Below are 23,810 nucleotides of genomic sequence, written 5' to 3' on the forward strand. Positions count from 1 at the left end.
ATGTCTGATTTCGCTTGCCCCTCTCCAAACCAGCCGCGCACGCTCCTTGCTGTCGAACAGCGGTTTCAAAACCTGCGGGAGTATCTGGCTTATCCTTCGTCCCCGCGGCAACGCTTGCAGGCGATCGACAAGTTTCTCGGCTGGCTCGGCAACGAAGCCGAAGACTGCGAGCCGTATTTGCTGGAGCTAGGCCAGCACGTGCCCGCTTTGCTTGACGATCTCAACGAAGTGGGTGGCGCGCCGGAAGCCTGGCGCGCTTTTTGGGAAAGGCTGCGCGCGCTGCAAGCCCAGGTGCCGGCGCTCGCCACGATTGCAGGCTGGCCGGAGGCGATCAGCAAGCTGCAAGCGCTGCTGGTTGCGGCCTTTGCCTGCACCGGTGACGTGGCAGCGTGCGTGGCTTTGATCGACCCGGGCTTCGCCGACAAGCCGCCGGCGTGGCTTCAGCAACTCGAAGCCGAGCCGTTAGGGGCGCCGCTGGCACTCCTCAATCAAGCACGTGCACGCGCACAAGCGCAGCATCCGGAGATCGCCGAAGCGCTGCAAGGAGTCATGGCGCAGTGGCCGGCAATGGCAGCAGACAATGACTGCGTCGCCGTTCCTGTGATCGAGCGTGCCCTGCCCCTTCACTTCGAAGAGAGGCCGTCAGGCACTCTGCGCCGTGTGGCCGTCAGAATTTTGGCAACCGCGAAGGCGGCCAGCGACGAGGTCGACTTCAATGCACATGTTGCAGGCGCAGCCGCGAGTTTCTTTTCTCCCGCACAGGCGCCGATTGGCGCAGCGCGGTGCTTGCTCGCGGAAACGCATCCACGCCTGGCCCAGACTTTTTTCACCGGCAGAATCGTTTTGGACGCCGCCCATGCCTGGCACGCAGGCGGGTCGGCGAATCTCGCGATTGCCGGCCTCTTCTACTGCGCCGTGCTGCAATTCACCGACCAACGTGAGCAGTTTCACCTGGTCGGCAAGGTTGCGATCACCGGCGACCTCGACGAGAAAGGGGAAACGCTGCCGGTTGATGCAGCAACGCTCGGGGAAAAGGTACAAACCGTTTTCTTCTCGACGATGGAATACCTCGTTGTGCCGAAATCACAGCTTGTGGCCGCAGAAAACGCGGTGGAAGAACTGGCCCGGCGATATCCCAATCGCCGTCTCACCGTCATCGGCGTCAGGCATCTGCGCGAGATTTTCTACGACCGCCGCCTGGCCGTACGCCGGCGTGCCGGAATAGCCCGGCACCTGGCCCGCACAGCGTGGCGGAAAAAGTTTACCGTGATGGGATTGGCGACGATTCTTGCCTTGACTTTGATTATCGGCAAGCTGCTTTACGGGCCGCTGGACAAGAATCCCAGAGTGGGGGTATTTGCCGGCGAGTCGTTGCTGGTCAAGAACAAAAAGGGCGACGTTATCGACGAAATTTTTGTGGGCCCGGCTACGGTGCAGCGGGCCAACAGCCCAGGGTATGACAACGAACTGCAGGGTTTGCACTACGTGGCTTTTTTTGACGTCGATGGCGACAGCCTCAACGAAGTCTTTTGGCTGCAATGGAACGATGAGAAAACGGCACAACCCGGCATGATTTGCTGCAAATCAGTTGGGGAAGATACCTTGCGCTGGTCGATCTCCCTGCGGCGCACGCTGAACTTTCCCCGCAAGCCGGATGTGAAGAGTGACTATTTCTATCCCAAGCAAATCGCTGCCGGCGATTTTGACGGTGATGGCCAGGGCGAATTGTTCGTCAACTCCAGTCAAGACTTTTTCCCTGCGCTGGTCATGAAGTTGGAGGCCAGTACCGGCAGGGAATTGGGGCATTACGTGCACGTCGGGCAATTAAACGCGATGAAAATGGCCGATCTGGATCAGGATGGAATCACGGAGATCTTGCTGTGTGGCATCAATAATGCCTTTCGCAAGGCCTGTCTTGTCGTGCTCGATCCGCGCTTCATCGCCGGACATTCTCCTTGGGCGGGCGACTATGAACTCACCGGCTACTCTGCCGGCCTGGAAAAAAACTATGTGCTCATTCCCAGAACCGTGGTCGGCGATGCGTTTGCAGAGGAATCGAAGAACAACATTGCGCTCGCGCTGTTCCTGGAGCAGGCCCGCCGGAATTTCTTTTTGCTCATCCGCGACGCTTCCGGGCCCACGCCGCCTTTGAGCACCCGGCAGATCATGTTGTATGGCTACTTCGGTTTTGATTTGCGCGCGCAGGGGTTCGGCACACATGACGATTACGATTTGGTGGCGGAGAAACTGCAGCGCGAAGGCCGTCTCCGCCGCATGCCGGATTTCGCCTATTTTGAGGAATACCGGAAAACCATGCTGTACTGGGACGGCGCCGCGTGGCGCAACGAGCCGGTGATGAACAAATGGTATTTGAAGGCACGGGAAGAGTGAGCGCGAAACTCCTCACCTCATGCGGCGGTCTTGAAAGGAGAATGCTGTGACGTCTCTACGGGAACATTCGGCTGTAACGATTTCTCAAGAAAAAGACCAAACCTGTCAAAACAACCGGCCGGTTATAACCTTTGCGCAACTCGAAGTGGAGTTCCGGCGGCGTGGCGTGGAACTCGGTTTTGAAATATCTGCTCCCAAGGCGTTGCCTCCTGAGCTTTGTTTTGATGACATCCATGTGGAGCAGAAGAGCATGCTCATGAAGAGGCATGACGAACTGCGCCTGCAGCAGTTCGAACCGCTTTTGCGGCTCAAGCAAAGCACCCTGCAGGAGCTCACGGCGAGGTGGCAAGCTGCGAGAAGTCGGGCAGACCAACTGCGCGAAAGAGGGGTGAGTGAAAATTCGGCTGGTTACTTGATTCGGGCGGGCTATATCATGTTGACTGCGCTCGTCTGGATTCTCAAGCTGATGCTCGAGCAGGTGATGCCGTCAACCAGCGACGGCTCCGCATGGCAAGCGGCACTGCAGAAGTTGATGGAAGAATTCCTAAAGGATTGGCGCAGTTACGTGTTGCCCGGTGCCATCATACTCATTGCGGTGATTCTCGAAGTGTTGCCGCGCTTGTGGACTTCTTTGCGTAGTCAATCCACCTATACGGTGATTCTCCGCATCGGCCGCTGGCAGGGGGCCGTCAGCATTCTGCTTCTCGGGAGTGGCATCATCGGATACAAGATCCGGGAATCCATTGCAATCCTTGAGTTCTTGTCGCCGCTGTTGCTTGGTGCCGGCTTTGCGCTGGCCGCAGCGAGCCTGATGTTGGTTCTCTTTTCTTCCGGCGAGTTTGCTTTCGGAAAATCCTTGCCGCCGGCTGCCACCAGTGAAACAAAGCGGCAATCTGCGAGGGGGGTGTCCGTTATTGTTCCGCCTGCTCTGCGCAGGCTCAGGCTGATTCCAAAAGAAAGGCTTAACAAGCTGTTGCTGTTTGCGGCCACGGCCGGTTTGCTCGTGCTGATGTCCGCCGCCTTCCTCGGCAGGCACCGTGAGATCGTGCTCGCCTCGTTGGCGTTGTATCTTGCCCTGGGACTGCTTTGTTTTGCGATCGGCAAAACTCAAGAAGGTGTGTTTCGAGCGGAATTGGCAACGAAACAGGAGACCGACGCCGCCGCGGAGGAACTCAGAAGCCTTCGGGAAGAGTTGAAACGGAAGGCCGATGAACATGCTGCCGCAATTAAAACCCTGGAACTCGAGTTTCGCCGGTTGCGCATTGCCTTCCTGGATGGCTTTGATTATGCCCGGCGGTCTCTCAATACTCTCCGCCATTCCCATGCTGCGTGACACAAAGAAAATGCCCGATGATTCTTCCCAATTGCCGCTGACCAAAAAGGAAGTTGATCAGCAAAAGGAGACTGCCGATGCTCTGGTGAACGCGGTCTTCGAGTTCTTGAAGAAGGGTGTCCAAACGCTGCTGGATGATAACCCATTGCGCCAGCAAGGCAAACAGGATGGACAGAAGCAGATTCACCGGCTGTCACAGGAGTCTGATCCGCCCCAAGAAGCTTCTCTTGAGAGTATCATAGATCGTCTGATCACGAGCTTCAGCTTTCCCGGGAGGCTGAAGCTGGCGTATGAGCAAAAAGAGCGCTTTATCCGCCTGTGTGTGGACAAGAGAGAGCGTCGCGCGTGGCAAAAGGAAATGAATCCCCTGGCAGAGGGCCAGGGTGCACAACAGCAAGGACAAAACCCTGACAACCATCCCTCGTGGATCGCGGCGCTTTTCTATTGGCTGGGGGCTCTGGTCATGATCGCTGGAGAAGTGCCACTAATCGTGCTGGTCATCATGGGCTTCTTTCAGGGCCAGTCGGAGCAACTGCCAAAAAATGCATTGTTAATCAATAGCATCAAATTGTATGCACCAATTGTATTGATCGCCGCGGTTTTTGGCATGGGGTTTTATGTCAAAGTCTTCTGGGAACGGTTGCCCGTAATAAAATCTCAGAATGAACCAGCTCAAAGTCGCTTGTTTATGCAGAAGATCAAGCAAATGATGCAGACGAGTAGGCAAATAGGGCGGCGTTATTTTCTGTTGTTCATTGCCGTTGTGGCGACGATTCTTATGTTGGCGAGTTTTCGACCACTGCTGTTTGGCGGTACGCCGATACAACAGGCGATGCAAGGCTGGCTGGGAACAGTGGCGTTCTTACTCATGGCCCTTATATTTCCCAATCTTGGTGCGGTCTACTGGCTGCTGGGGAAGCGAAATTGGGTCGGTTGGCAGCGCGAGGCTCTGCGTCAAGGCAGAGAGAAAGAGCTGAATGAGAGTATATTGGGGCACCGAATTCGTCTGGCCCAGATTGCAGCGCACTCCGAGCTGGAGGCCGAGTTGTATGCTCGTCTTGCGGATTGTGTCAAAAGCCTTTACTGCCATGGCCTCAAGGAAGGCGTGCTCTCAGTTGAAGACCATCCCGAGGCTCAGAAAGCGTCGAATGCCCATAGTCTCACCAAGCTGGAGTATCTGCGCCAATCCTTGCTCGAATATCTTTCACAAAACTTGAGACCATTCCCGCAAGCTCATGGGCAAACGGGAACAGATTGTAGAGGCAGAGAATGAAAGCTCAGACTGAAGTCGTCGTTACTAAAACCGTGATTGCATTGTTTCTGGCCACTCTTATCTCGTTGGCTGTTTGGGGAATAGTGTGTCCACCGCCACCCGAGGATAGCCAGCACCGCGCGCTACTGGTCTTCTTCGACCTCACTGGCAGTATGAACCACGGGACAAAGTCTGACAGTGCCAAAAAGCATCTCAAGGACATCTTTGGCAGCCTCGCAGAGGGCGACACCATTGTCTGTCATCCCATACATGCTGCAACCATGTTTGACAAGGAGTTCTTTCGCGGCAAGTGCAAAAAGCCTTTTCAACTCGGATTTACGAGACAAAACACCTGTGGTGATTCTCTATTCCAAGCGGCAGAACGCAAGTTGGACAAGCTGCGCACCGTGCGTTCTTTGCGCGATTCCACCTGCATCTCGCAAAGCGTGGTGGTCATTCAGCGGTTTCTGGAAAAGTTTGCGGATTCAGGATTCGAACCAGAGATTTACTACATTAGCGATATGAAAGAGGAGGGGTGCCAGATGGACACATTGGGCATCGACAGTTTAATTGCGCCAAAAGGCCGGATGAGCACAGATTCACTAAACATCAAGATATCACACGTTTCTACGGTCGACGAAAGAAATTCGCCTGAGCAGGTGAGAAAAAAATGGGAGCGTTTTTTTAAAAGATATATTCCTCGGTTAAAACTCGACATCAAGTAATCCCGCAGCCGCAAACGTCCCCGGGCGGCAAGCCCGTCAATGAACATGACACCCGGTGCTCTCCTTTGGATTCTTCATAGACTCGCCCGACTCTCTTGCCCCCTCTGCTGCTTTGTTCACACTGGCGTGACTTTGAAGTGCAGAACGAGCGCCGGCGCTATCTGCGCCGTCCGCCTCACTCATACCGCAGCGATTCCACCGGATCGACGCTCGCGGCCTTGCGAGCAGGGAAGAAGCCGGCCAGCAGACCGATGATCATGAGCAGGCTGGTGGTGAGCAGCATGGTGACGTTCGACAAGACCGGCCGGCCGAGAAACTGCATCGGCCCGTCTTCGGCGGGCAGCAGCCGCACGCCGGTGATCACGCCCACGGAAAACAGCAAACCGAGCGCGCCGCCGATCATCGCGATCAACAACGCCTCGAAGGTGAACTGCGCCAGAATCACGCGCCGCCGCGCGCCCACCGCCATCTTGATGCCGATTTCGCGCGTGCGTTCCTTCACCACGATGTACATGATGTTGGCCACCCCCACGCCTGCGATCAGCAGCGTAAGCAAGCCCACCGAACCCAGGAAGATCGCAATGCCCAACGAAATTTTCGCGCCGATCTTTTCCTGCTCGATGAAATCCCAAATGCCGAGCGCGCGTTCATCACCGGGATCGAAGTTGTACCTCCGGCCCAGCACGCGATAGATTTCACTTTTTACCTGCTCCTGCCGCGTGGGATCGGAGGGCCGTACCAGAATCGAGTTCACGTATTTGTAGCCGTAGCGCGTGCGGAAGGTGGTGTAGGGCATGACCGCCCGCCGCACGTCGGGGCCGTTGTTCATGCTGGTTTGAATCTTCTTTTGCATCAGGCCGACCACGGTGAAGGGCACGCCGTCGACCAAAAGGGTTTTGCCGATGGGGTCTTCCGCGCCGAATATTTCGCCGGCGATTTCGCCGCCGAGAAACAGCACGCGGCGCTGCTGCGCCACGTCGGTCTCGTTCAAGAAGCGGCCGCCCGCCGCCGGATACATGCGCCGCATTTCCTCGAATTCAGGATTCACTCCTTCACATTCGGTGGTGGTGGTGAATTTCTTGTAGGTCAAGCTCACGTTCCTGCGGTATTGCGCGCTGAGGGCGGCGATCATGGGAATGGCCTGCTGCAGCAGGCCGGTATCTTCTTCCACCATGCGCACGCGCCGGCCCTTGGGCAGGCCTTGGAAGGCCAGACCGGTCTCGCCGCCATAGACGATCATGATGCGGTTGCCGGCGTTGAGCAGGCCGTTTTGCATCTGCCGGCTCAGACCTTCGCCGAAGGCGAGCAACAGCACCACGGCGATCGTGCCCCACGCAATCGCCATGATCGTGAGCAGCGCGCGCGTCTTGTGGATTTTCAGATCCTGCCAGAATTCCTTGAGAAGTTCGAGCCACATGGCATGTTCCCGCAAAGGTTGCGCCCGCAGCGCGGGCCGGTGGTGGACTCACGTGCGCAGGCAGTCGACCACGTTCAAATTGGCGGCACGGCGTGCCGGCATCAGACCGGCGGCCAGCCCGACGAGACTCAAGATCGACACGGTAATCGCCGCGACTTCGAGCGAAAGCTCGGGCGTGCCGACGAAATCCTTGATCGGAATGAATTGCAGGCCGAGAATCAACAGGTAAGCGATGAGAAAGCCGATCGCCGAGCCAAGCGCGATGATGAAGAAGGTCTCCATGAAGAATTGCAGCATGATGCTGCGCCGCGTGGCGCCCACCGAGCGCTTGATGCCGATCTCCCTCACCCGCTCCTGCACGACGACATACATGATGTTGGCCACGCCGATGCCGCCCACCGCCAGGGTCATGCTGCCGATCAGGCCGAGAAAGAGGTTGAAGGCCAAAAAGAAGTAGTGGAAAAACTTGTCCATCTCCGCGGTGTCCCAAATCCACACCGCGTTCTTGTCGGTGGGATCGAATTTGTATTTGCGGCCAAGCACCTCCCGCACCTGCGTGTTGACCGCCTCGGAGCGCGTGGGATCGAGCGGTTGATAGATGATGTTGCTGAGATGAATCGTGCCGAACACCGAGGCAAACGTGGCGGCCGGAATGAACACACGGTCCTGGTCGCGCGAGTTATAAGAGGAGTTTTGCGTTTTTTTCTGCATGACACCGATGACGGTGAAGGGCGTCTGGCCGACAAGAATGAGCTTGCCGACCGCTTCCTGCTCGCCGAACAGGAATTCTTTGACCTTGTTGCCGATCACCGCGACGCGGCGGCGGTGTTGCAGATCCAGCTCATTGAAGAAACGGCCGCCGGGCTCGGTGATGATGTTGCGCATGTCGGCATAAATGGGATAGACGCCGGTGATCAGCGGGTTGAGAATATTTTCACCCACACGCACCGGTACATAGCGGCCGCTGTATTCCGGACTGATGGCGCGCAGGCCCCGCACTTGCGCGGCCAGCAGCCGGGTATCGTCTTCAATGAAGGAGAGCGGCCGGCCGAGGCCAAAGCCCTCGAACGCCTTGGTGGTGCGGCCGGGGAACATGATGGCGATGCTCTCGCCGATGCCGTGCATGTTGATGGCGAGCTGTTTCTTGAAGCCCATGCCGAAGGCGAGCAGCACGATGATCGCCACCGTGCCCCAAATGATGCCGAAAATGGTGAGAAACGTGCGCAGCTTTTGCCCGCGCAGGTCCTGCAGGTATTCGGAAATGAATGTCGTCAATTGCGTCATGAGGGCAACTCACTGGCGGAATTGGCTGCGAGGCCGCGGCTGGGCGGTGCGCTGCATGGTGAAGAACATTGCCGCCCCGCGCCGCGGCGTGAAGCGCGCGCCGCGTTTATTCGATCTTCTTGACCGGCTTCTCGAAAACTTCGTCGCCCAGGTGCAACCCGGAGAGGACTTCGAGGTTGATGGCGTCGCTCAGGCCGGATTTGATCAGCCGTTCTTCCTCTTTGTTGTCCGGCAGTGCCACTTTTACCCACGCCGAATCGTTGCGAAAGGTCACCACCCGTTCGGGAATGGTGAGCACGCTGTCCTTGCGTTGAATGATGATGTTGGCATTGGCGGAGTACCCGGCGCGCAGGGTGGTGCCGTTGGTCGGCGCGAGGGTGATTTCAATGGGAAAGACCGTGGCGTTGTCTTTCTTTTCGGCTTTCAGCGAGATCAGGCTCAGGTGCCCGGTGATCTTGTCCTGCGGCAGCGCGCCGATCTTGATTTCGGCGGCCATGCCTTCGCGCAGCCGGCCGACATCGATCTCATCGACCGTGCCTTTGAAGATCAGTTGCCGCATGTCGGCAATGCGCATCAATACCGTGCCCTCCTGAAACGAGGTCAGCGGCGTAACCGGATCGCCGGCCTCGACGGTTTTGCTGAGCACATAGCCGGCGATCGGCGACTTGATGATGGTCTCGATCTGCGTCGTGCCAATGCGCACTTTGCCGCTTTGCAGCAGCGCCAGTTTTTCCTTCGCAATGTTGAGCTTGAGCTCGGATTCTTGATACCGGCGCTTGAACTCATCGAAGTCGCGCGGCGAAATCAAGGCGCTTTGCAGGAGTGACTCCTGGCGAATGTTCTCCTTTTTCAGATTCTCCAGCTCCACCTGCGCCAGTTCGACGTTGCGTTTGGCCTCCGCCAACTCCAGCGGCGTCGGATCCGGCCGGACTTCAAGCAGCGGGTCGCCGACATTCACATAGGCGCCAACGTCTGCGAATATCTTCTGCACCACGCCGGTGATCTTCGATTTGATCGAGATCTCATAGACCGGCTCGATCGTGCCCACCGCCAGCGCCTTGTCAACGATGCTGCCCTGGGTGACCTTGACCTTGGGCAACGCATCTTTTTCACTACCATTTCGCTTTCCCCAAATCAGAAAGGCGGCCGCGCTTACCACGACAACCGCGAGGCCCCCCAGCAGGATTTTTTTCTTCTTCATGGCACCTCCCTTCAGAATTGGCAGCGCAGCGAAGGTTTCGCCGCAGCAATATTGGCAAACACGTCCAAAATACGGCGGGCCTCGTGGAAGGTTGCAGATTGTCAGGTGGGGAGTTGTTTACCTGATCGTGCGACGAAGGAGGGATGATGCACTGAAACGCGAGCCGGTGGCGCAAGGCACAAAACGCAGGGTTTGGAATTGGAAGGACATTCGCGAATTCTGTGTGGCAATGATTGCCATGCTCGCCGCGATTGCAATCGCACTTCCGAAACTCAAGCCGAGGTATTGGCCAGCGGTTCGTGGTCGCCTTTGAACGACTTCAGCCTTTGACTTGACAATTACTGCTCAGGCCAATTTCAAGGCAGGAACAAATCGAAGAACCGGCGCAGGGTGTCACCCTTGGCAACGATCACGCGCTGCGTTTGAGTGCCCAGGCGCGGATGGCGCGCACTGATTTCATGCAAGCCGGGGGAAAGTGCCAGTGGTGCCGCTAATGGTGTGGTGTCATAAGCTCTGCCGTCAACCCAAATTTCACCCCAGGGATTGACGGCCACCTCCAAATAGCCGATTTCATCATGCAAATTGAGATACAACGTGTCAGACTCGAGCGCGGCCGCGACAACTTCTGCGGCCACCACCGGCAGGCTTTGCACTGCGAAGTGCAACTCGTAAACGCGCGTGGCCGCTGCCGGCTGCCAATAAAGCGGGGTGGCGCCGAGCGAATCGCCTTCCACGTAGACGCTGGCGCGCGGCTCACTCATGATCAAGATCCGGCGATTGGGGACGCCATTGTAATTCATCGCCGTGGTTGTCACCGGTGGCGCGGTGCTGTTCTCTTGATCCCGGGCGGCGACCGGCACCGGCATCGCTGTGAGTGGCGGCCGCGAGGCTTCCGCCGCAGAGACCGGCGGCGCAGCGGCAGATTCGGACTGCGGAATCTCGCCGGCGGTGTCGCCGCCTTTGGGAGGCATCTCTGCCGCGTTTTTCGTTTCCGCCGGCGGCGGCGCGGCATGATCGAATTGAATATTCAACAGCCCGATGCTGATGCTCGCCAGCACCAATGCCGTGGCCGGCACCAGACGCCGCAGTGGCCGGGCTGTTTGCTTTTTCTTGGTCGCCGGCGGCCGTGCAGAGACTGGCTCGACCGGAGAGTCATATTTGACCGCAGGATAGGTTTCCGGACTCTCGAGAAAGCTCACCAGTTTCTGCGCATTGGTGCGCAGCTCGTAACGCCGTTCGAAATGTTCCAGTGCCTCCAGCAAATCGGCGGCACAGGCAAAGCGCATTTCCGGTGCCTTGGCGAGCAGCTTGCGGGAGAGCGCGGCCAGCTCCGCGGGAATCTGCGGCCGCAGCTTCTCCACCGGCGTGGGATCGAGATTTGCGATGCGATGCAACAGAGCGGATTGCGTGTGATCGGCAAAGGGTGCTTCACCGGTGAGCATCTCATACAACACCGCGCCCAGCGAGAACAAATCACTGGCTTCGGTGGCCGCCTGGCCGAGCACGATTTCGGGCGGAAAGTAGGCCATGGTGCCGGCGAGGTTGCGCTGAGCTTCGTCGAGATCAACCGCCAATCCCAAATCCGCGAGTTTGACTTCGCCGGTGCTCGCCACGAAGATATTTTTCGGCTTGACGTCGCGATGCAAAATGCCGTGCTGATGCAGCGCCTGCAAGGCGCGGGCGACTTCCTTGGCAATCCACACGCACAATTCGATGGGCAGCGGCCTTTGCACGACTTCGGCGAGCGTGCCGCCCTCGACGTATTCCAGCACGAGGTAGGGATTGTCGTCCAGGCCGCCGGCGGCATGAACCTGGCGCAGATTGGGATGCACCAAACGGCGGCCGATTTCGCTTTCGACGCGCAATTGCTCGCGCACATGCAGGGGCGCAGCGGGTTCGGTCAACGCCTTGATGATTACCATGCGCTGGTTTTGATGGTCGAACGCCTTGAACACGCTGACCCAGGGCCCGCGCCGCAGCTCGGCGAAGATCTCGTATCCCTCAATTGCGACCATTGTGCCATTGCTTCATTTTGTAATGAATCCAGCGCCGGGAAACCCCCAACCGTTCGGCGGCATGCGTGATGTTGTTGTCCAGCTCGTCCAGCGTCTTTTCCACCAGCCGCCGTTCCATTTCCTCGAGCGTCATGCCCTGCGGCAAAAACAGCTCGCGGCCGGCCTCCTGCAGGCGCAAATCCGCCGCGGTGAGGCAGGTCTCTTTCGCCAGCACCACCGCGCGCTCGATCGTGTTTTCCAGCTCGCGCACGTTGCCCGGCCAGGAATAGCCGGTGAGCTGATCGATCGCCTCGGGCGTGAAGCCGGCAATCTCTTTGCGGTTCTTGGCGGCATACTTGCGCAGAAAGTGATGCGCCAACAGCGGAATATCGCGCGCGCGCTGGCGCAGCGGCGGCATCACGATGTTGATGACGTTGAGGCGGTAATACAAGTCTTCACGAAACGTTCCGTTTTTGACCGCCTCGGCCAGGTTCTTGTTGGTGGCGGCGATGATACGCACGTCGACGTGGCGCACCTGATTTTCCCCGACCCGCTTGATCTCGCCCTCCTGCAGCACGCGCAGAAGTTGGGTCTGCAGATTGGGGGAAAGATCGCCGATCTCATCGAGAAAGAAGGTGCCGCCATGCGCCGCTTCGAACAGCCCTTTTTTCTCCGCAATCGCGCCGGTGAAGGCGCCCTTCTTGTGGCCGAACAGCTCACTTTCCAGCAGCGTTTCCGGCAGCGAGCCGCAAAACAGCGCGATGAACGGCTTCTCCCGGCGGCTGCCGTTGTAGTGCAGCGCGCGCGCCACCAGTTCCTTGCCGGTGCCGCTCTCGCCGAGAATCAGCACCGTGGCATCGGACTCGAGCACGCTGTTCATCATGTCGAACACGTGCTTCATCTTCGGGCTTTGGCCGATGATGCCCGCGAAGGCGCTGCCGGCGGCGGCCTGCTTGCGCAGATGGCGGTTTTCCTCGCGCAGGGTCTCGTACAATTGCGCGTTTTCGATGGCGATGGCCGCCTGGTTGGCAAAGGCACTGAGGAAGGGAACGCTGGTCTCGGTGAAGCCGCTGCGCTGCAGAATGCTGTCGAGATAGATCACGCCGATGGGCTTCTGTTTGATGGCGAGCGGCACACAGGCAACCGATTGAATGCGGTTGAGGATGATGCTCTCCGCGTTGCGCAACTGCTCGTCGGCTTGCGCATCATAGCTGATCATGGCTTCGCTGCGTTGCAGGACTTGCCGCACCACGCTGTTGGAAATGTCGGTGATGTCCTGAATGTTTTCCGCGGAAATGTTGCGCGCCGTGCGCACGCTCAGCTCGCCGTTGCCGTTGTTCAGCAAAATGAAGCCGCGCTCCGCGCCCACGGTCTCCACTGCAATGTCCATGATTTTTTCCAGCAGGGGATCGAGCTCGCGCAGCGTGTTGATGATGGTGCTGATGCGGGAAAGCGCTGAAAGCGCGTCGCCCGTCTGGCGGTCAGAAAGAGTCGTCATAGGTTGATGCGACCACCTCCATGGTCCAGCCGGTTGCTGCCGCGTTTGCCTGTGCCGCCGGCAGCCCGCCGGCGCACGTCATTGCACGCGAAAGGCCGCCGGCGCAGAGGTGCTGGTGTTGCCGAATTCATCGCTCACCGAAACGGTCCAGCGGTATTCACCGCCGGCCAGGATGCGATCCACCGTCACGGCTGAGTCCTGTTCACTGAGAGCGGGACTCTCCCAAGCCAGTGTGTTGATGCCGCCCACCACGCGCGTCACGCGCGCGCGATAGCGGAAGGGAAAGGGCAGGTCCATTGGCCGCCAGCTCAGCCGTGGACGGGCGGTGACCACTTGCAAGTCGCGCGGTGTGCTGGCCTCGGGCAATTGATCAATAATGCGAAACAGAATCAGTTCTTTGGGATTGGCCTTGCTGCCCAATCGGTCGCGGACGTTGAGGCGGATGGGATAGCCGATGGCCGCGTGCAGTTCCCCCTGCGGCAATTCTGAACCGAAAAGTCTGAAATCAAACAGGCCGGCCGCGGCCGTGACTTGCATGGTATCCTGCAAGCCCAAGGCGGGAAGCTCGATGACCACGCTGGCAATATCCGCCAAGCCGTCGGGGTCGGACACTTCCGCCTCGAACAGCGCAAAGTATACGTCCTCTTCCGGAGGCAGGCTGCCGACATGAAAGGTGCGTCCGGCAAAGCTGGTGATCTGGGGAAGCGCATCCAGCTTGAACAGCAGGCGCTGCGGCGTTTCCTGCTGCACCAGCACGCGCACAGAGTCCTTTACATAGCGCGGATCACGGGCGAAGACCCAATACTCGCCGACCGGCACTTCGCGAAAGCTGAACAGGCCGTCGCTATCGGTGGCGGTGCTGAGATTTTGCGGCGACAACTCGATGGTGACGCCGCTGAGCGCCAGAAAGGGCTGATAGTAGGTCGTCACTTGCCCGCGCAGCACGCCGGTTTCGACGAAGCGATCCGAGCCGGGATCGAGCGGGTTTTCATGAGGCACGTCGCCGAAGCAGCCGCTCAGAACCAGGGCAGCCGGTAGCGCCATCAGTGATCTCATCATGGAAATCCGAATCCAAATGAATCCACGCAACCTTGCTTGCTCCCCGCTTAACCTGGAATTATACCGGCAGGCGGGCGGTTTTGGAGAGGCAGCGCAAAAGTGGCGGAAATAAAATTTGCAATTTGTTAAGAGGCCTAGTAGATTGCGGCGACTTGAATTACCGCGCCGGCGGCGCGGCAGGCCCGCGCCAGCCGGATGAAACCGGCGGCAGTGCCGCGGTCTCGCGCGCGCGGCGAAAAAGTTGCCATCCTGTAATCTGAAAGCCCGCAGTGCGGAAGAACTGCCGTCCCCGGGGGATCACCAGCCCAAGCGCAAAGGATACTCGCCGTGTTAGCCATTCATGTCAAAAACGACGAATCCCGCCAGCTCTATCTTGCCGAATGCCCCATGCCGGAGTACCGCAGCCAGGAAGTCCTGATCAAAGTCCACGCCACTGCCGTCAATCGCGCCGATCTGCTGCAGCGCCGCGGCTTTTATCCGCCGCCGCCCGGCGCCTCCGACATCATGGGGCTGGAAGCCGCGGGCGTGATTGTCGCCACCGGCGCGGAAGTGTCGCACTGGCAGGTCGGCGACCGCGTTTGCTGTCTGCTGCCCGGCGGCGGCTATGCCGAATATGTGAACTGCCCGCAAGACTTGCTGCTCGCCATTCCGCCGGCGTGGACTTTCGAACTCGCCGCCGCGCTGCCGGAAGCGTTTTATACCGCATTCGCCAACCTGTTTGGCGAAGCTCGCCTGCGCGCCCGGGAAATTGCGTTGATTCACGCGGGTGCCAGCGGCGTGGGCACTGCCGCGATTCAACTCGCGCGCTACGCCGGCGCGTGGGTGATCGTCACTGCCGGTTCCGAAACCAAACTCGAGCGCTGCCTGGAACTGGGCGCCAATCATGCCATCAACTATCGCACCGGTGATTTTGCCGAGCGCGTGTTGAAGATCACCAACGGCGCCGGCGTTGACGTGATTCTGGATTGCATCGGCGCCTCCTACCTCGCCAAAAATCTCTCGCTGTTGAAATTGAAAGGCCGGCTGGTGATCATCGGCGTGATGGGTGGGGCGAAGGCGGAGATCGATCTTGCCGTGCTGCTGCGGCGCCGCCAGCGGGTGATCGGCTCCGTGCTGCGCTCGCGCACACTGGAGGAAAAAGCCGAGTTGACCCGCCAGTTCCGCGGCAAGGTCATGCCGCTGCTGCGCAAAGGCCTGGTGCAGCCGGTGATCGACTGCGTTTTCCCGCTCACCGCAGTCGAGCAGGCACATGCCTATGTTGCGACGAACCGCAATGTGGGAAAGGTGGTGTTGCAGGTGGAGGGCTTGGCCGAGGCGCCTGCGAATTGAATCGCAGGCGAAGAAACGCAAGTCGTCCACAGACGACCTGCACCCAATGGAGGAGAGTCACAATTTTGCGACTCTTACATCTTCACCTCTGGGGGCATGCCAGGCGGCATTGGCCAGAGCACAACGCAAAATTCAGATGCCAGTAACTTGACAATGTTGCAGCGGTTTTCAATTTGGTGAACGGGTTCGCAGTCCCCGCCCCTCGTGGGCGGCGGTCAAAGCCAATAGATTCGCGGTTGCCACAGTGCCCCACGAGGGGCAAGACTGCGATTCTCTCGCGCCCATTTGAGAGCGCTATAAGGTGACGGATTCCTCCCCTCCTCGTGTCAACCCGCAGGCACCTTCGTGAGCAAGCTGCGAGCCGCAAAATCCACACTGGCGGTACGGCACGTTCAAGCAGATGCTTCCAGCATGATACGCAAAATCGTGTGGGGGGCGACTCGATATTGTCAGCGTAATTCCACCCCGTCCTGCAAACGAATCTCGCGACGCACTCGGCGGTGCGCCCGGCCGGTCACCGGGATTTGTCTGCGCGCGAGTGCTTTCATCGCACAACCGGCTATCCCGCTGTTCTCACCCTCCCCAAGCCATTGGCCCCATTCTTGTGAGACCGCCGCTTCCACCAGCGTGATTTGCGCCGCAGCAGGCGCTGCAGCGAAGGCAACATTGCCGCTGCCGCGCGTTCGCCCTCTGCCACCAGCTCGCGCGCGCGGCGAAATTCCGCCCAATGCACGCTGCCGACATTGGGCCGCACGGTCAGATCCGCCAGTTGCAACAGCATGTGATTCAAGCGGCGGCTGGTGATGGTATTGGCGCGGAAGATGATGTCCACCACGTTTTCAAATTCCGGCAGGCCGTCGAGGGTTTGTCCGACATCGACGGCGATGACGATCTCGGCGCCCAGCTCACGGCACGCCAGAATCGGCACCGGCGCCACGACTGCGCCATCCACCATCTGATAGCCGCGATGATTCACCGGCGGCAGAAATCCCGGAATGGACATGCTGGCTTCCACCGCGCGGCGGAGGCGGCCTTCGCGAAACACGATCTCCTCGCCGGTGGTCAAATCCGTGGCCACACAGGCCAGCGGCACCTGCACTTCGTCAAAACTCTTGTCGGCCACGATGAAATCGACGGCCATGGCGATGCGCCAGCCGCCGACCAGCGAAGGCCGGCTGTGCGCCAGATTGATGACGATGCGCTCCTTCACGTAGGTCGCCACCTGCGCGAAGAAATTTTCCGCCTCCTTCTTCTTCTTGAAAAGTTCCAATCCGCTTTTCTCGAATTCATTGCTGCTGATGAACTCGAGCGCGAGTTTCTCCACGGCCGTGGCCCGCGGCTCGAGCGCGTAGGCCGCGCCCACCAGCGCGCCGATGCTGGTGCCGGCAATCACATCGATCGGAATGTGGTTGGCTTCGAGGATCTTCAACACGCCGATGTGCGCCAGGCCGCGGGCGCCACCGCCGCCCAACGCCAAACCCACGCGCGGACGCCGCCACAGTGCTTTGAGCGATTGCATAGATCTGCTTTCAAATTCTCCCGCTGAACCGAGCTGCCACATGGACTTGCAGTGATGATCGCGAGGCGGGTGAGCCGCAGCGTTTTCTGGAGCAAGTTTGTTTTGACCGGCCCGCCTGACGCGCATCACCACGGCGACGTGATGAAGAATTCCCGCAGCGCTGCAGAGCCGCAAAGGTTCGTCAAGATCTGGTAATCATTGGCTGTCTCCATTTACGGCAGACTGAAGTCAAATCTTTGCTTGCGCCTCTTTGCCTCTTGCCGCTTGGCGTGCGCGTTGCTTTTGGGTGTTCCGTCGCGTCCGGCTCATGAAATGGGAAAGCCGAAATATTGTAGGATGATTTCGGCATCCTGCACCGGGTTCTGCGCGGCGCTGGTACGGTCGGGTTTCGAGCGGTCGACCAGCCGGCCTGCGGCTGCCTGCACGGTCAGCGGATAGGCGGCATCCGCGGCCAGTTTGCGCAAAGCCAGGATGAAAGTGGGGGCATAGCAGTTGGGCGACGGCCCGACACCGATCGCTGCGCGCAACACCATGCCGGCGGCGCGCCGCGCACACGTCCGCGCCCGGCCGAGGTTGCCGGCGGTTTGCACGGCGCGCGCCTCGGCCAGTTCCGCCAGATAGTCGCGATCCATCTCAGCTCTCCAACAAGCGCCGCAGGTTTTCCCCCAAGACCAATGCCATCTCTTCTTGAGTGAAATCCGCCTGTGCCATGGCCAGCCGCTGCGTATTGAGTACCTCGTTGCGCCAGCCGCGCGGAAACACACCGGAATCGGTGCCGAACAGCAGCCGTTCAGCCCCAAAGACGGCGCGGCTGCGGTGGAAAACCTCCGCGAGTGTGAGCTTCTCGGGTTGCGTGGGGATCCATTCGTTGGAGCTGGAAGTGTCGACGTATACGTTTTCGCATTGCGCGCCCAGCAGCAAGGTTTCGCGGAAGAAGCCGGCGCCGAAGTGCGGAATGATGAATGCGGTTTGCCGGAAGCGATTGGCAACCGGCTGCAGATCGAGCGGTTGCGCGAAGCGGCTCGCGTAAACGCGGGGCAGGCCGGCCAGATCGCGCAGTTTGATCTGCAGCATGCCGCAATGCACGAGCACGCTCAGGCGGCGCTGCGCCACGGCTTCGAAAAACGGCAGCAAGGCCTCGTCATAGAGATGATAATGATGCAGCGCCGGGAACAGCAGCACGCCGCGGTATTGGAGTTGCTCGCTGAGCTTGTGCACCAGCTCCACGCTGCCGCCGTTGCGGGGATTGATCATGAAAAAGCCGGTCAAGCGGCCGGCGGCGAGCGCGAGCGCCTCGGCCACTGCCACGATTTCCTCCGGCAGGCTGGCAAAAATCACTGCGCGATCGACGTGGTGGCGGTCAAGCTCCTCCAGCCAGCGCTTGAGATGCGCGCTCACTTTGCGGCTGGGCAGCTCGAGGTTGGCGGCCGCCGCCAGCTTGGTGAGTTCCTCCTCGAGGTTGGCAGCCGGATCTTTTTGACGGATCATGGCGGTGAAGAAATCGTGGGAGAAGAAATGCAGGTGGGAATCGAACAGGAACATGGCGCCCTACCTTTCGCAGTCGCAGAGTGAGGTCGGCAATGGTCTGCTGCCGTGCAAAATAGCAATTCCCGGCAAAGGCGCAAGGCCGCATTTGGCCGGCCACGCCGCGCGGCACCGTGAAATGCTTGCAGGCGAAGGGGAATGGCCGCGCCGGCCCGCGTGCGCTGGCCCCTTGCAAGCCGGAAACAGATTCTACCACTAAGACGCCAAGCTCTTTTCTTGTCGTCTTGGTGGTGAGAGAATTCCTGCTCTTTTTGCGCCGGTTCAAGTTTGAAGCGACTACGCTCGGTGTCTGTTACCTTGAAATGTAAATCCACCACCGCTGTCATCCTGCAAGGATCCTGTGAAGATCTGGGCACACTGCCGAGCACTTCACAAAATTCGCCGGAATGAAAGACCGAGAGGCCGATTCTGCGAATCGAGGCAACAGGCCGGTAGTTGGGGACACCGCGCAGTCACAAGGTCATTGCCAAAACCGCCCGTGACGCGGAGAACGCAGAGAAAGGCTTTCTTGATGTGACCACTCTGTGCTCTCCGCGTCGCCGTGGTGCAGAGGCTTGCTTTGTAGTCAAGAATCTTTCAGAATTCTATTCTGAGTTCGAAGCACCAAGCGCCTAAGGCGGCAAAGCAGAGCGCAGTTGCGAGGCTGGCAACGCCGTCGCGCCAGCCGGCACCGGCGCAGCCCTTCGGCCTTGCTGCAATTGCAGTTGCAGCACATTAGCAGCGTCGCGTTTGAACTGCGGGGACAGCATGATCGTGAGGTGACCGGCGGCATATTCATGCAGGCGCGGCACGGACCAAGCCTGCTGCAGCGTCCGCACGTGCGTGAGGGGCACGATCGCATCGTGCGCCGCCGCAAAAATCTCGAGGCGTTCCGGCGGCAGCAACGGCCGGTAGCCGAGCGGATCCAGACGCGCGGTCAGCGCCGCGGTTTGCGGCCGCGACCACTGCGCGCGTTCGAGCTGCGCGCGCAAGCGGTGCCCCAGCACCGAATCCCACACCAAATCATTGAACGAAGCCGGCGGCATGGCGAGCACGGCAAAATCGAGCGCCGGCTCGCCGCAGACGGTCAAGGCCGCCAGCCACGCGCCCAGGCTGAATCCGAGAATGCCGATCACCGGCGCCGCGTTGGCGCGCAGGTAGAGTGCGAGGCGGCGAACATCAGCGATGGCCTGGCGCGCCGCCTGCCAGGTGAGTTCGAAATTCGCGGTGTAGAAGAGATCGCCGGAAAAGCTGCCTGGCGGCGTGCGGCGATGATGATAAGGCAGCTCGAGGAAATAGGCGGAGGCGCCCGCCGCCACAATTGCCTGCAAAAAGGGTCGATACGCCAGCGTCGAGATGCTCATCAACCCGTGCAACACGATCACCGCCGGCCGGTGGAGCTGGCGTTCCGGGGCAAAGGTACGAACGAAAACCGTGTCGTTCTTCGGCCAGGCGGAAACCAGCGCGGAAGGAAAACTGAAATCGCGGCGCCAGACTTGGCCCTGCCGCTGCCAGGCAGTGCCCTGCACTTCTTCACTGCGGCAGGCACTCACTGGCGGAAACAGAGACGCGGCTTGCGCCGCGCGGGAAGCCGTGGGAGAAAGAGGCGGGAACTTACGTTGCTGGCGGCGCGCAATGGTCTGCATACCGCGGCAGAAGAGTTCATCGAGCCAGCGCGCGGCTGGTTGGAGCAGGGAGGAGTTCATTGGTGAGAAAGCTGAATTTCACTGCCCCGGCTTGCTCAAGTGCATCAGCCGCCGCAGCAGCGGTACATACAGCGCCGTGGGCAGCGCCTGCGTCAGGCGATACAACAGGCTCATGCGCCTCGGATAAATATACAACCGCTTGCGCTTCGCCACGGCCGTGATCATCAAACGCGCGGCTTGCGGCGGTTGCATCAGCCAAAAGCGGTTGGGATTGCCCCGGTTGATGTCCGTGTCCACAAATCCGGGATGAATCATGGTGAATTGAATTTTCGGCAGCTCGACCGCCAGGCTTTCGAGCAAATAAGCCAGGCTGATCTTGCTCACGCTATACAGGCCGCGATAGGGCAGGCCGCGCATCGAGGCCGCGGAGCCGATGCCGACAATCACTCCGGAACGCTGCGGCACCATGATTTCCAGCGCGGCAATGATCGTGTGCAGCGCGCCGTGCAGATTGGTGTTGAGCACCGTATCCGCGGCCTGCCAGGTCCAGTTGCGGAAGGAAGTATCCAGGCTCACGCCGCTGTTCACCCACACCGCATCCAGGCGGCCGGCATGCTGATGAAACGCGCGCACCGCCGCGAAGACCTGCTGCCGCTCGCGCACGTCACAGCCGCGCAGCCAAAACGTGCTGCCGGTGTGCGCCAGCCGGGCGGCCAGCGCCTGCAGCAATTCCACCCGCCGGCTGAGCAATCCGAAGGCGAGGCCCAAGGGGGCAAGGGCCTCGATCACCGCGGCGCCCAGGCCGGAAGAGGCGCCGGTGAGCAACACGGTCTTTCCCGACCAGTAGGATGCCACTGCACGATTCATTTTCCGTTTCCTCCTCTCTCGCAAACCAGCAGCGCCGCCAGCAACGCCGATCGCAAGCATCGGCTGGCGGCAAGATAGCGACAAATCGCGGCCATGTCAAGCCGCGGCTCCCAGCCTCGCGCGCCGGTCGCGCGCCTTTGCAGCCGGCCGACATTTTTCTTTTTCGAGAAGGATGATTTTGATATAATCCGGTCACGCTTCAAGACACGCACCGTTTTGCTATTGACGAATTGAGCGCAGCAACGAGGCAGGATGATGAAACCACAACCGTACGCTGAGGTCAGCGATCGCGCCGGCCAGGGTATGCGCGCCGCCCTCACCGGCGTGCTGGTGAATGCCGGTTTGGCGATTGTGAAGATCATTTCCGGCGTGGTCGGCAATTCCTACGCGCTGATCGCCGACGGCATCGAGTCCACGCTCGACATCTTCAGCACCACGGTGGTCATGAGCGGGCTGAAAATCGCGGCGCGGCCGCCGGATGCCAATCATCCTTTCGGCCACGGCAAAGCCGAGCCGTTGGCCGCGTTGGTGGTGGCGTTGGGACTGTTGGGCGCTGCGCTCGGTCTGGTGATTCAGAGCATTCGCGAGATTCTCACGCCGCATCATTCGCCGGCGCCGTTCACGCTGCTGGTGTTGCTGCTGGTGGTGGCGAGCAAGGAGTTGCTCTTTCGTTTTGTCTTTCAGGTGGGAGATGCGATCAAAAGCACGGCGGTGCGCTCGGACGCCTGGCACCATCGTTCCGATGCCATCACTTCGGCGGCGGCATTCATCGGCATTGCGATTGCATTGTTCGGCGGCCCCGGCTATGAGAGCGCGGATGATTGGGCGGCGCTGCTGGCGTGCGGCGTCATTGGCTGCAACGGCGCCCGCCTGCTGCGCGAGGCCATCCGCGAAGTCATGGACACTGCGCCCTCGCCCGCGCTGGTGGCGAAAATCCGCGCATTGGGCAGAACCGTGGACGGCGTGCTGGACATCGAGAAATGCCGTGTGCGCAAAAGCGGGTTCACTTATCAGGTGGACATTCACGTCATCGTCGATGGCGAGGCCACCGTGCGCCACGGTCACGAAATTGCCCATGAAGTCAAGAGCCACCTGTGCGCCGCCGGCCTAGATATCGTCGACGTCAATGTGCACATTGAGCCGGGCACCGTGGCCGCCGCCGGTTGAGCACCGCCCGTTTTTTCCGCCGCCTTTCTCTTCCGCGCGCGGCTAATTCGTCTTCATCCCAAAACACCACCGCCCGGGCGCTTCGTCATGAGCCAAAGCGCGTAGCCTCTGGCTTGTGCGCGCTTCGGGGCCGAACGCCCGGGCGGTTTCTTCATTTTGGGACAGACACTATTTGCGCCATTCGTCTCCGGGAAGAAAGCCTTGACTTTGCTGGCGGCGCTGTGTAGGTTTGCCCGCGATTCACAGCCGAGGCTGTGGCACTCTCCCGTTGAGTTTGGGTAGACTCAGTGGCTGTCCGAAAATGTTCCAATCACGGCCGCAACGAAGTTGCCGAGACTTTGAGTGTCGTGAAGACTCAGAGAATTGTGATGCACCGGCCAGGCCATTGCCGGAACATTTTCTCAAAAGGTCATGATTTCGGACGGACTCGAATCATCAAACCTGTACCGCAATCAACCGCCGCCTGCACGCATGCTTGAACGCCCCCAGCGAGCTTTGCACCGATTCTATGAATTGTTCGCCAGCGGCCTGACCACCGCCGAGATCGAGCGGCTGATCAAGGTCGACACGCGCGGCATGTATGAATTCTACGCGCGCCAGATGCCGCGCACTCCCGCCGCGCAGAAACCGTTACGCCGCCTGCTGCTCTTCAGCAGGAATCTCTTTCTCGCCTTTCTGCTGAAATTGACGCCGGCGCGGCGCCTGCTGTATGCCCTCTCTCTGCTTTTTGTGATCCTGGCTTTTTGGTATCGCGAATTGTCCTGGCTGGTCAACGCCTTTTTGGTGATGAATTTCCTGCTCGCGCTCGAGCTGGCGGACAAGCTGGTGGCGAAAGACGAGCTGGCCGTTGCGCGTGAGATTCAATTGAGCCTGCTGCCGCGGCACAAGCTGCACATGAATGGCTTCACCGCAGTCGGTTTCAGCGATGCCGCGCTCAGCGTGGGCGGTGATTACTACGACTTCATCGCCCTGCCGGACGGCGGCTGCCTGGTGGTCATCGGCGATGTGTCCGGCAAGGGCATTTCTGCGGCGCTCTACACCGCCAAGGTGCAAACACTCCTGCAAATCTGCGCGCGCGAGTCGCAGGACCCGCGCGAATTGATGCTGCGGCTGAACGAACATCTGCTGCGTGAGCTCAAACGCAGCTACTTTCTCACGCTGGCGATCGTGCGGCTGCAGCCGAACGGCGACATGCAATTTTGCCGGGCCGGCCACACGCCGGCGCTGCGCTTCGAATCCCAGCGCCAGGATTGTTTCTGGCTCAAGCCCAACGGCCTGGCCATTGGCCTGGCGCCGGAGCGGAACGCCGCCCGCGAGAATGCCGGCCAGCAGCACAGCATTTTTCGCGACAACCTGCAAGTCATTCAGACCTCGCTGGCCGCCGGTGATGCGTTGCTGCTTTATACCGACGGGGTGAGCGAGACCTGCAATCCCGACCGCCAGGAGTTTGGCGAAGAACGCCTGCGCCGGGTATTGCTGCACCACCATCACGCCCCAGCCGAGACCATCCGCGAGGCACTGCTGCAGGAACTCACGCAGTTTCGGCGCGGCGCCGACATGCGCGATGATACCACCTTCGTCATCATCAAACGCAACGCCTGATT

General features: G+C 59.8%; 18 protein-coding genes. 7 read left to right on the top strand and 11 right to left on the bottom strand.

Features of this window, described 5'->3' with window-relative positions:
* From L6R21_06800 to L6R21_06810, 3 genes are all read left to right on the top strand, one after another.
* The gene (locus tag L6R21_06800; protein MCK6558892.1) at positions 1-2,391 is read left to right on the top strand and encodes a VCBS repeat-containing protein; all 2,391 of its coding nucleotides are present in this window, start codon (positions 1-3) and stop codon (positions 2,389-2,391) included.
* A 1,208-nt stretch (positions 2,392-3,599) separates the two neighbouring features.
* Positions 3,600-4,997: a hypothetical protein gene (locus L6R21_06805; GenBank protein ID MCK6558893.1), complete on the top strand. Its 1,398-nt coding sequence runs from the start codon at positions 3,600-3,602 to the stop codon at positions 4,995-4,997.
* Positions 4,994-5,701 carry a hypothetical protein gene (locus tag L6R21_06810; GenBank protein MCK6558894.1) on the top strand — a complete coding sequence of 236 codons (708 nt, stop codon included), beginning with the start codon at positions 4,994-4,996 and terminating at the stop codon, positions 5,699-5,701. The genes L6R21_06805 and L6R21_06810 overlap by 4 nt, the downstream gene beginning before the upstream one ends.
* Positions 5,702-5,876: 175 nt before the next feature.
* On the opposite strand, the gene L6R21_06815 is transcribed toward L6R21_06810, so the two are convergent.
* From L6R21_06815 to L6R21_06825, 3 genes are all read right to left on the bottom strand, one after another.
* On the bottom strand, positions 5,877-7,118 hold the full coding sequence (locus L6R21_06815) for an ABC transporter permease (GenBank protein ID MCK6558895.1): 1,242 nt from the start codon (positions 7,116-7,118) through the stop codon (positions 5,877-5,879).
* Between the two features lie 48 nt (positions 7,119-7,166).
* The gene (locus L6R21_06820) at positions 7,167-8,402 is read right to left on the bottom strand and encodes an ABC transporter permease (GenBank protein ID MCK6558896.1); all 1,236 of its coding nucleotides are present in this window, start codon (positions 8,400-8,402) and stop codon (positions 7,167-7,169) included.
* Positions 8,403-8,508: 106 nt separating this feature from the next.
* A complete protein-coding gene (locus L6R21_06825) occupies positions 8,509-9,603 on the bottom strand; it encodes an efflux RND transporter periplasmic adaptor subunit (protein ID MCK6558897.1) in 1,095 nt (364 codons plus the stop codon).
* Here L6R21_06825 and L6R21_06830 point away from each other — a divergent pair.
* On the top strand, positions 9,602-9,916 hold the full coding sequence (locus L6R21_06830; protein ID MCK6558898.1) for a hypothetical protein: 315 nt from the start codon (positions 9,602-9,604) through the stop codon (positions 9,914-9,916). The two genes, L6R21_06825 and L6R21_06830, sit on opposite strands and share 2 nt — an antisense overlap.
* Positions 9,917-9,959: 43 nt before the next feature.
* Here L6R21_06830 and L6R21_06835 read toward each other — a convergent pair whose 3' ends face one another.
* The 3 genes from L6R21_06835 to L6R21_06845 form a co-directional block, all read right to left on the bottom strand.
* Positions 9,960-11,618 (bottom strand): serine/threonine protein kinase, encoded by a 1,659-nt coding sequence (locus L6R21_06835; GenBank protein ID MCK6558899.1) that lies wholly within the window; start codon positions 11,616-11,618, stop codon positions 9,960-9,962.
* Positions 11,605-13,095, bottom strand: coding sequence for a sigma 54-interacting transcriptional regulator (locus L6R21_06840; GenBank protein ID MCK6558900.1), 1,491 nt, complete (start codon positions 13,093-13,095; stop codon positions 11,605-11,607). The genes L6R21_06835 and L6R21_06840 overlap by 14 nt, the downstream gene beginning before the upstream one ends.
* A gap of 78 nt (positions 13,096-13,173) precedes the next feature.
* Entirely contained in the window at positions 13,174-14,154 is a 981-nt protein-coding gene (locus L6R21_06845) for a carboxypeptidase regulatory-like domain-containing protein (protein ID MCK6558901.1), read from the bottom strand.
* 327 nt (positions 14,155-14,481) lie between these two features.
* Between L6R21_06845 and L6R21_06850 the strand changes: the two genes are divergently transcribed.
* Positions 14,482-15,483, top strand: a complete 1,002-nt coding sequence (locus L6R21_06850; GenBank protein MCK6558902.1) for an NAD(P)H-quinone oxidoreductase — start codon at positions 14,482-14,484, stop codon at positions 15,481-15,483.
* Between the two features lie 559 nt (positions 15,484-16,042).
* Here L6R21_06850 and L6R21_06855 read toward each other — a convergent pair.
* The 5 genes from L6R21_06855 to L6R21_06875 form a co-directional block, all read right to left on the bottom strand.
* Entirely contained in the window at positions 16,043-17,002 is a 960-nt protein-coding gene (locus tag L6R21_06855) for a patatin-like phospholipase family protein (protein ID MCK6558903.1), read from the bottom strand.
* 305 nt (positions 17,003-17,307) lie between these two features.
* Entirely contained in the window at positions 17,308-17,634 is a 327-nt protein-coding gene (locus tag L6R21_06860; protein ID MCK6558904.1) for a hypothetical protein, read from the bottom strand.
* Position 17,635: 1 nt separating this feature from the next.
* Positions 17,636-18,544, bottom strand: a complete 909-nt coding sequence (locus tag L6R21_06865) for an amidohydrolase family protein (protein ID MCK6558905.1) — start codon at positions 18,542-18,544, stop codon at positions 17,636-17,638.
* 614 nt (positions 18,545-19,158) lie between these two features.
* Complete coding sequence (locus tag L6R21_06870; GenBank protein MCK6558906.1) at positions 19,159-20,232, bottom strand: hypothetical protein; 1,074 nt, start codon at positions 20,230-20,232, stop codon at positions 19,159-19,161.
* Between the two features lie 18 nt (positions 20,233-20,250).
* Positions 20,251-21,039 carry an SDR family NAD(P)-dependent oxidoreductase gene (locus tag L6R21_06875; GenBank protein MCK6558907.1) on the bottom strand — a complete coding sequence of 263 codons (789 nt, stop codon included), beginning with the start codon at positions 21,037-21,039 and terminating at the stop codon, positions 20,251-20,253.
* A gap of 252 nt (positions 21,040-21,291) precedes the next feature.
* On the opposite strand from L6R21_06875, the gene L6R21_06880 reads away from it, so the two are divergent.
* Together L6R21_06880 and L6R21_06885 are read left to right on the top strand one after the other, a co-directional pair.
* Positions 21,292-22,206: a cation diffusion facilitator family transporter gene (locus tag L6R21_06880; protein ID MCK6558908.1), complete on the top strand. Its 915-nt coding sequence runs from the start codon at positions 21,292-21,294 to the stop codon at positions 22,204-22,206.
* Positions 22,207-22,677: 471 nt separating this feature from the next.
* Entirely contained in the window at positions 22,678-23,808 is a 1,131-nt protein-coding gene (locus L6R21_06885; GenBank protein MCK6558909.1) for a serine/threonine-protein phosphatase, read from the top strand.
* The last annotated feature ends 2 nt before the right edge of the window (positions 23,809-23,810 follow it).

It is taken from the genome of bacterium (assembly GCA_023150945.1).
Classification (GTDB): Bacteria; Zhuqueibacterota; Zhuqueibacteria; order Zhuqueibacterales; family Zhuqueibacteraceae; genus Coneutiohabitans.

What these genes read in the sequence shown, in the direction of transcription:
- L6R21_06885 (MCK6558909.1), top strand. Translation starts at nt 22,678, where the DNA reads ATGCTTGAACGCCCCCAGCGAGCTTTGCACCGATTCTATGAATTGTTC.
- L6R21_06830 (MCK6558898.1), top strand. Translation starts at nt 9,602, where the DNA reads ATGGCACCTCCCTTCAGAATTGGCAGCGCAGCGAAGGTTTCGCCGCAG.
- L6R21_06800 (MCK6558892.1), top strand. Translation starts at nt 1, where the DNA reads ATGTCTGATTTCGCTTGCCCCTCTCCAAACCAGCCGCGCACGCTCCTT.
- L6R21_06810 (MCK6558894.1), top strand. Translation starts at nt 4,994, where the DNA reads ATGAAAGCTCAGACTGAAGTCGTCGTTACTAAAACCGTGATTGCATTG.
- L6R21_06860 (MCK6558904.1), bottom strand. Translation starts at nt 17,634, where the DNA reads ATGGATCGCGACTATCTGGCGGAACTGGCCGAGGCGCGCGCCGTGCAA.
- L6R21_06880 (MCK6558908.1), top strand. Translation starts at nt 21,292, where the DNA reads ATGATGAAACCACAACCGTACGCTGAGGTCAGCGATCGCGCCGGCCAG.
- L6R21_06835 (MCK6558899.1), bottom strand. Translation starts at nt 11,618, where the DNA reads ATGGTCGCAATTGAGGGATACGAGATCTTCGCCGAGCTGCGGCGCGGG.
- L6R21_06875 (MCK6558907.1), bottom strand. Translation starts at nt 21,039, where the DNA reads ATGAATCGTGCAGTGGCATCCTACTGGTCGGGAAAGACCGTGTTGCTC.
- L6R21_06815 (MCK6558895.1), bottom strand. Translation starts at nt 7,118, where the DNA reads ATGTGGCTCGAACTTCTCAAGGAATTCTGGCAGGATCTGAAAATCCAC.
- L6R21_06865 (MCK6558905.1), bottom strand. Translation starts at nt 18,544, where the DNA reads ATGTTCCTGTTCGATTCCCACCTGCATTTCTTCTCCCACGATTTCTTC.
- L6R21_06805 (MCK6558893.1), top strand. Translation starts at nt 3,600, where the DNA reads ATGAACATGCTGCCGCAATTAAAACCCTGGAACTCGAGTTTCGCCGGT.
- L6R21_06855 (MCK6558903.1), bottom strand. Translation starts at nt 17,002, where the DNA reads ATGCAATCGCTCAAAGCACTGTGGCGGCGTCCGCGCGTGGGTTTGGCG.
- L6R21_06870 (MCK6558906.1), bottom strand. Translation starts at nt 20,232, where the DNA reads ATGAACTCCTCCCTGCTCCAACCAGCCGCGCGCTGGCTCGATGAACTC.
- L6R21_06840 (MCK6558900.1), bottom strand. Translation starts at nt 13,095, where the DNA reads ATGACGACTCTTTCTGACCGCCAGACGGGCGACGCGCTTTCAGCGCTT.
- L6R21_06825 (MCK6558897.1), bottom strand. Translation starts at nt 9,603, where the DNA reads ATGAAGAAGAAAAAAATCCTGCTGGGGGGCCTCGCGGTTGTCGTGGTA.
- L6R21_06820 (MCK6558896.1), bottom strand. Translation starts at nt 8,402, where the DNA reads ATGACGCAATTGACGACATTCATTTCCGAATACCTGCAGGACCTGCGC.
- L6R21_06845 (MCK6558901.1), bottom strand. Translation starts at nt 14,154, where the DNA reads ATGATGAGATCACTGATGGCGCTACCGGCTGCCCTGGTTCTGAGCGGC.